The organism is Aeromonas sp. MR16 (assembly GCF_022549315.1).
GTDB lineage: Bacteria > Pseudomonadota > Gammaproteobacteria > Enterobacterales > Aeromonadaceae > Aeromonas > Aeromonas aquatica.
This window is the reverse complement of record NZ_JAKZFK010000027.1, coordinates 53118-60165: the sequence shown is the minus strand read 5'-3', so window position 1 is coordinate 60165 and position 7048 is coordinate 53118. Positions and strand designations below refer to the sequence as shown.

6 protein-coding genes and 1 pseudogene are annotated in these 7048 nt (G+C 59.5%); 3 read left to right on the top strand and 4 right to left on the bottom strand.

Annotation, left to right across the window (positions count from 1 at the left end; translation table 11 throughout):
- From MM194_RS17255 to MM194_RS17245, 3 genes and pseudogenes are all read right to left on the bottom strand, one after another.
- A pseudogene (locus MM194_RS17255) lies at positions 1 to 185 on the bottom strand (IS3 family transposase); the annotation flags it as partial.
- Between the two features lie 100 nt (positions 186 to 285).
- Positions 286 to 3114, bottom strand: coding sequence for an excinuclease ABC subunit UvrA (uvrA, locus tag MM194_RS17250; RefSeq protein WP_033129778.1), 2829 nt, complete (start codon positions 3112 to 3114; stop codon positions 286 to 288).
- 95 nt (positions 3115 to 3209) lie between these two features.
- Complete coding sequence (locus tag MM194_RS17245) at positions 3210 to 3848, bottom strand: LuxR C-terminal-related transcriptional regulator (protein ID WP_161785817.1); 639 nt, start codon at positions 3846 to 3848, stop codon at positions 3210 to 3212.
- A gap of 510 nt (positions 3849 to 4358) precedes the next feature.
- Here MM194_RS17245 and MM194_RS17240 point away from each other — a divergent pair.
- Complete coding sequence (locus MM194_RS17240) at positions 4359 to 4940, top strand: single-stranded DNA-binding protein (protein WP_033129776.1); 582 nt, start codon at positions 4359 to 4361, stop codon at positions 4938 to 4940.
- Between the two features lie 167 nt (positions 4941 to 5107).
- A complete protein-coding gene (locus MM194_RS17235; protein WP_241344250.1) occupies positions 5108 to 5878 on the top strand; it encodes a transporter substrate-binding domain-containing protein in 771 nt (256 codons plus the stop codon).
- A 47-nt stretch (positions 5879 to 5925) separates the two neighbouring features.
- Here MM194_RS17235 and MM194_RS21975 read toward each other — a convergent pair whose 3' ends face one another.
- Positions 5926 to 6048 carry a hypothetical protein gene (locus MM194_RS21975; protein ID WP_100860060.1) on the bottom strand — a complete coding sequence of 41 codons (123 nt, stop codon included), beginning with the start codon at positions 6046 to 6048 and terminating at the stop codon, positions 5926 to 5928.
- 534 nt (positions 6049 to 6582) lie between these two features.
- On the opposite strand from MM194_RS21975, the gene yjbD reads away from it, so the two are divergent.
- Complete coding sequence (yjbD, locus tag MM194_RS17230; protein ID WP_033129774.1) at positions 6583 to 6867, top strand: DUF3811 domain-containing protein; 285 nt, start codon at positions 6583 to 6585, stop codon at positions 6865 to 6867.
- The last annotated feature ends 181 nt before the right edge of the window (positions 6868 to 7048 follow it).

Sequence of the window (7048 nt, the reverse complement as noted above, 5' to 3'; positions counted from 1 at the left end):
GCCCCCTGGCTCCAATCTTGCCGACCATGTTTACGCAACCATACCAGAATGGTCGAATTGCCCTGAATGCCATAACGGGCCTGAGCCTGTTTGTAGGTGAGCTCGCCTTTTTCAATCTGCTCGACCAGCGCTAGTTTAAAAGTCAGCGAGTAATCGCGTTGTGTCCGTTTCACACCTTGTCCCATCGGGTTCTCCATTTATTGGGGGGAAAGGTGTAAACCATATTCAGGACGGGACACGCCCAACAAAAAAGGGGCCTGAGCCCCTTGTCTGTCTGCCGTCTGTTTACTTGCCCAACAGCGGCGCCAGGAAGCGGGCCGTGTGGGACTCTTTGCAGCGGATCATCTCCTCCGGCGTGCCTGTCACCAGGATGCGGCCACCGCCTGCGCCCCCCTCGGGGCCGAGATCGACGATCCAGTCGGCGGTCTTGATGACGTCCAGGTTGTGCTCGATGATGACGATGGTGTTGCCTCTGTCCCGCAGCTGGTGCAGCACCTTGAGCAGTTGCTGGATGTCGTGGAAGTGCAGGCCCGTGGTCGGCTCATCCAGGATGTAGAGGGTCTGACCGGTGTCGCGCTTGGACAGCTCCCGTGCCAGCTTGACTCGCTGCGCCTCGCCGCCGGACAGGGTGGTGGCGGACTGGCCGAGACGGATGTAGGAGAGGCCCACGTCCATCAGGGTTTGCAGCTTGCGCGCCACCGCCGGCACCGGATCGAAGAACTCACGGGCATCCTCCACCGTCATCTCCAGGATCTCGTGGATGTTCTTGCTCTTGTACTTCACCTCCAGGGTCTCGCGGTTGTAGCGCTTGCCCTTGCAGACGTCGCACGGCACGTAGACATCCGGCAGGAAGTGCATCTCCACCTTGATGACGCCGTCCCCTTGACAGGCCTCGCAGCGCCCGCCCTTCACGTTGAAGGAGAAGCGGCCCGGCAGGTAACCGCGGGAGCGCGCCTCCTGGGTGCCTGACAGCAGCTCGCGGATCGGGGTGAACAGGCCGGTGTAAGTCGCCGGGTTGGATCTCGGGGTGCGGCCGATGGGGCTCTGATCGATGTCCACCACCTTGTCCAGATGCTCCAGCCCCTCGACGCCGCGGTAGGGCGCCGGGGTCGACTCGGTCGCCTTGTTCAGCTCCCGGTGAGCGATGCGGAACAGGGTGTCGTTGATCAGGGTCGACTTGCCGGAGCCGGAGACGCCGGTCACGCAGGTCATCACCCCTATGGGCAGATCCAGGTTGACGTTGCGCAGGTTGTTGCCGCTAGCCCCCTTCAATTTCAACCACTTGCCGGTGAGCGGCGTGCGCTCGGCGGGGATGGCGATCTGCTTGCGGCCGGAGAGGTAGTCACCGGTCAGGGAATCCAGGTTCGCGATGATCTCTTCCGGCGTGCCTTGCGCAACGATGGCACCACCGTGCACCCCGGCGCCGGGACCGATGTCGAGCACATGATCGGCGAGACGGATGGCGTCCTCGTCGTGCTCCACCACTATCACGGTGTTGCCGAGGTCGCGCAGGTGGGTAAGGGTCTTGAGCAGCCGCTCGTTGTCGCGCTGATGCAGGCCGATGGAGGGCTCATCCAGCACATACATGACCCCCACCAGGCCGGCACCGATCTGGCTCGCCAGCCGGATACGCTGGGCCTCGCCGCCGGACAGTGTCTCGGCGCTGCGGGACAGGCTCAGGTAGTTGAGGCCGACGTTGACCAGGAAGCCGAGCCGCTCGACGATCTCTTTCAAGATCTTCTCGGCGATCTGGGCGCGCTGGCCGGTCAGCTCGATGCCGGCGAAAAACGCCAGCGCGTCACCGATGGATTGCTCGGCGATGGCGGGCAGGTTGCGGTTGTCCACGAACACGTGGCGTGCCTCCTCCCGCAGCCGGCTGCCACCGCAGCTGGTGCACGACTTGTTGGCGATGTACTTGGATAGCTCTTCGCGCACCGAGTTGGATTCGGTCTCCCGGTAACGGCGCTCCATGTTGTGCAGGATCCCCTCGAACGGGTGCTTGCGCACCACAACATCGCCGCGATCGTTCATGTAGCGGAACTCGATCTCGGTGCGGCCCGAACCACGCAGGATCACCTCCTGGGTCTTGGCCGGCAGATCCTCCCAGGGGCTCTCCAGATCGAACTTGTAGTGCTCAGCAAGAGATTTGAGCATCTGGAAGTAGTAGAAGCTGCGCTTGTCCCAACCGCGGATGGCGCCGCCGGACAGGCTCTGGCTCGGGTCGTGGATCAGCTTGGCGGGATCGAAATATTGCTGCACCCCGAGGCCGTCACAGGTCGGGCAGGCGCCGGCCGGGTTGTTGAAGGAGAAGATCCGCGGTTCCAGCTCCGACATGGAGTAACCGCACTCGGGGCAGGCGAAGTTGGCGGAGAAGATCATGGGTTCGACCCCTTCTTCCCCGTCCATGGGCGCCACCAGTACGATGCCGCCGGAGAGCGTCAGCGCCGTTTCGAAGGATTCGGCGAGGCGCAGCGCCAGATCGGCGCGCACCTTGAAGCGGTCCACCACCACCTCGATGGTGTGCTTCTTGTGCAGCTCGAGCGGGGGGGGATCGGAAAGATCGCACACCTCGCCATCGATACGGGCGCGGATATAGCCTTGGGCCGCCAGGTTTTCCAGCAACTTGGTGTGTTCGCCCTTGCGATCGCGCACCACGGGGGCCAGCAGCATCAGCTTGCTGCCCTCGGGCTGGGCCAGCACCAGATCCACCATCTGGCTGATGGTCTGGGCGGCGAGCGGGATGGCATGAGTAGGGCAGCGCGGCTCACCGACCCGCGCAAACAGCAGCCGCAGGTAGTCGTAGATCTCGGTGATGGTCCCCACGGTCGAACGCGGGTTGTGGGAAGTGGATTTCTGCTCGATGGAGATGGCCGGTGACAGCCCCTCGATATGATCCACGTCCGGCTTCTCCATCAGGGAGAGAAACTGGCGGGCATAGGCGGAGAGTGACTCCACGTAGCGGCGCTGTCCCTCGGCATAGAGGGTATCGAACGCCAGCGAGGACTTGCCGGAACCGGACAGACCGGTGACCACGATCAACTTGTCGCGGGGCAGGGTCAGGTTGATGTTCTTGAGATTGTGGGTGCGGGCACCCCGAATCACGATTTTTTCCATCTTCTTGCACGCTCGATACACAAATCAGAGCGAATCAGTATGGCATAGAGACTACTGGATGAATAGACAGGTTTTTATCATCCTCACCCTGCTTTTCAGAGAAATTCTTTGGCCCAGCTCACCGCCTGCAGGCGGTTCTTGACGTTCAGTTTCTTGAACACGTTATAGAGGTGGGACTTGATGGTGTGCTCGCTCACGAACAGGCTGTCGGCGATCTCGGTGTTGGAGGCCCCCGTCATCAGGTGGCGGACGATCTCCTGCTCCCGGGCCGTCAGCAGCGTCTGATTGCGCAGCGGCTGTCCGCTCCCCTTGCGGTAGTAATCCACCAGATCACAGAGCAGGTGGCGCGGGATCCAGTACTCCCCCTGCAGCACCTTGCCGATGCCGATCACCAGTCGATCCAGACTGTCCTGACGGAAGAAGAGCCCGCTGGTGTGGGGCCACATCAGCAACAGCTCCCTGTCCGTGCTGGTCGGGGCATTGAGCAACACAGCGCTGGCCTTGTCGAAGCGGTCACAGATCGCCTTGCTCCAGTCGGCTTGCTGCGCCGTCTTGAGGTAATCCAGATCGATCAGGAACAGCGGCTGACTATCCGCCTCCGAGGGGGCAGGCAGCGCATCCAGCTCTCCGACCAACAAAATGGACAAGCCAAGCTGCTCGCCGAGGTGACGCTGGAAACTGACGGCTTGTGCATTATGTTCGGTGATCAGCACTAGGGGATATTCGGGCGTCATCAAGAAAACTTCCTTGCACATTCGGGTCAGGGCTTTTCGGCAAGAAAGAGTACCAATCCCCTTCCTGGCTGCAGCATTAAAAAAGTATTAGGCGCCGCAGCGACCCCTTTGAAGCTTAGTAATTTCTCAACCAATACAAATGACTAGCACGACCTCCCCATTTGGGGGGTCTACTAGTGCCAGCCCACACCTTAACAGCCCTCCCCTGTCGGCGCAGCACTCTGTGGTGTTGCTCCCTTGCTGGCAGCCCCACACCTCGGGTAAGTTACTCAGAAATCCAGCGATTGATTGGCGCACTCCGGGCAGGGAAGGTGTGCGATTATGCCCGCCAACTGATACTATTGCGGGCCAACGCTGCGACGGACGGCCAGTCACTACTCTGTATCGGACACCGTCATGACATGAGTGAAGATGCGCCTCACCACAGTGGGCGCCACTCACCGACAGCAAACGAATGTTGAATGGTCCGGGCATCAGGCCTGGCCGGTATATAAAGGTGGAAGAGAGATTATGGCCAGTCGAGGCATCAATAAAGTCATTCTGATCGGTAACCTGGGGCAAGACCCGGAAGTGCGCTACATGCCGAGCGGCGGTGCCGTGACTAACATCACCCTGGCCACCTCCGAATCCTGGCGCGACAAGCAGACCGGTGAGCAGAAAGAGCGCACCGAATGGCACCGTGTTGTGTTCATGGGCAAGCTGGCCGAAGTCGCCGGTGAGTACCTGAAGAAGGGCTCCCAGGTCTATGTCGAAGGCAAGCTGCAGACCCGCAAGTGGCAGGATCAGGGTGGCCAGGAGCGTTACACCACCGAAGTGCTGGTCGATAGCTTCACCGGCGTGATGCAAATGCTGGGTGGCCGTCCGCAAGGCGGCGCTGGCCAGGGCATGGGTGGTCAACAGTCTCAGGGCAACTGGGGCCAGCCACAACAGGCGGCGCCACAGCAAAACATGCAGCGCCCTGCCGCCGCTCCTCAACAAAACATGCAGCAACAGGGTGGCTACAGCCGTCCTCAGCAACAGCAGCAACCTCAGTCTGCCCCGCCGGTTTACAACGAACCGCCGATGGATTTCGACGACGACATTCCGTTCTAATCCGACAAAATCACTGCCAGGCCCTGACTGTTCAGGGCCTTTTTTTGCCTACTTCTGACGCAGCCACCCGCTCTCACATCATGTTATTGCGACTATCCCTCCCGTCTCGTCTCCCCCGCCTTCGGCTGTGGTTATCATCAGGGAGAGTCATCCGCCTGAGAATATGCATGGGATCCTTCAACCGCCTGCTAAGCGCCATCCTGCTGCTGCATATCGGCCCCCTGATCGCCGAGCCACTGCGAGTTGGTGTCAGTTTTGCCATCCCTCCTTATGTGATAAAGCACCAAGGCCGCGGCATCGAACTCGATCTGCTGACGGAGGCATTTGCCGGCAGTAGCGACGAGATCCGATTCGAATACCTGCCGCTGGAGCGTACCTTCCGCATGCTGGAGAGCGGCAAGCTGGACGCCATCATCAACGTGAAGCCCGGCATGCTGAACCATGCCTATCTGTCACAACCGGTGATCACCTTCCACAACCGGATCTTTACCCTCGACCAGACCCAGATCCGCAGCCTGGCGGATCTGAAGTCATTGCGTGTCAGCGCCTTCCAACGGGCACGGCAGATCCTGGGAGAGGATTTCGCTGGCGTGGTCGATCAGAATCCTCGCTATGAGGAGGTCGCAAGACAAGAAGGACAGGTGCAGCGGTTGCTGCTGGGGCGCACGGATGCCGTGATCCTGGAACAGAGGGTGTTCCATTACTACCTTGCGCAGCTGAGCGGCAGTGAGCCCTACTCCGGCCGCTATAACCCCAACCAGGTAAGGCAATTCGAGCTGTTCGCCCCCACCCACTATCACTTCGCCTTCCGCCAGGCGACGCAGCAACAGTGGTTCGATCGCGAGCTGACCCGGATGAAAAAGGACGGACGCTATGAGCGGATCTTTGCCGCCTACGGCACGACTTCATCGACCAAAAACATAAAAGCCAGCCCATGACAGGCTGGCTTGATACTGGCTCCGAAGGAACTACAGCATGGGGAGCGTTACTTTATCGCGCTGCCATTTTTCAGGTCGGCTTTCTGCCGTTTAGCATCGCGCTTCTCTTTCAGTGACATCTGCGGTTTTTTCTTGGCATCTTTGCCGTGATGCTGTTCTTTGTTGCTCATCATCAGACTCCAAAATGTTACCCAGACAGTTGGAACCGGGGTTCCAGCGTGTCAGCCGAATCATAGGTCACAGTACGCTTGCAGTGACGATCTGGGATCGCACTGATACCAGCATACCCCTAACCTCCTACCCGGATCCAGCCTCTCAGGATAACGGCAGATCAGCGGCCAGAGGCTGCATCGACCCCATGGAATGAACCTCAGGGAACTCTCCCACAGCAGCCACAGTCGACTAAATCGAGTCCAAACCTGGATAGCGTCAAGCGGCTCAATCTCTCGTTCTGCCAAGAATGGTGACCGGGCCCCTCTCCTTACTTGCTCCTGGATGGGCCTGGCTCGGGCTGCACAGGCCATGCCCTCATTCGCGAAACACAAAGTCCATGCACCACAAGCCACCGGATGTTGCCTGGAACAGGGTAAAAACAGACTAGAAATAGCACTCAACCTGCACTTTTGATCGCAAGTCGACGATTGCATAAGAGTCGGCCCCCGGAGTGTGCTAGGGTGGACCATCACCTGCCGCAGGAGCGCGCCATGAAAAAGCTGGAAATGAAAGACCTCACCGAGGCAGAGAAGGCCGAGATCACCCTGTTGCTGCAGAAGGCACAGGCCAATGCCGATCACACCCTGACCAATGGGGAACGCAACAAGATCCGTGAAGAGGGGCGCCTGAAAATCGCAGCGGATCGTGCAAAGGTCGCCAAGGTGGCCTCCGCACTGGCACGAGAAAAGGCCAAGGAGCGCGCCAAGAATCAGGTATTACCCGATACCTTCAGCTGGGCCGACTCCGTCAGCAACAAGTACCGCAGCAAACGATAGTCCCTTCATGCCCATGTCCGGGCGCTTATCCTGCCGTCCGGACATGGCAACCCATCCTCGCTATTTTCGTCCTGAACACATCTATAACTATCTGGTGAAAAACAACTTTTACAAAACAAACACCTTCAAACACTCTGGGTGGAGGTAATTAACACCAAGATAAAGATTGCCATGACGAGGA

Coding starts and splice junctions, on each gene's coding strand:
- MM194_RS21975 (WP_100860060.1), bottom strand. CDS start 6,048: ATGAGCAACAAAGAACAGCATCACGGCAAAGATGCCAAGAAAAAACCG.
- yjbD (WP_033129774.1), top strand. CDS start 6,583: ATGAAAAAGCTGGAAATGAAAGACCTCACCGAGGCAGAGAAGGCCGAG.
- uvrA (WP_033129778.1), bottom strand. CDS start 3,114: ATGGAAAAAATCGTGATTCGGGGTGCCCGCACCCACAATCTCAAGAAC.
- MM194_RS17235 (WP_241344250.1), top strand. CDS start 5,108: ATGGGATCCTTCAACCGCCTGCTAAGCGCCATCCTGCTGCTGCATATC.
- MM194_RS17245 (WP_161785817.1), bottom strand. CDS start 3,848: ATGACGCCCGAATATCCCCTAGTGCTGATCACCGAACATAATGCACAA.
- MM194_RS17240 (WP_033129776.1), top strand. CDS start 4,359: ATGGCCAGTCGAGGCATCAATAAAGTCATTCTGATCGGTAACCTGGGG.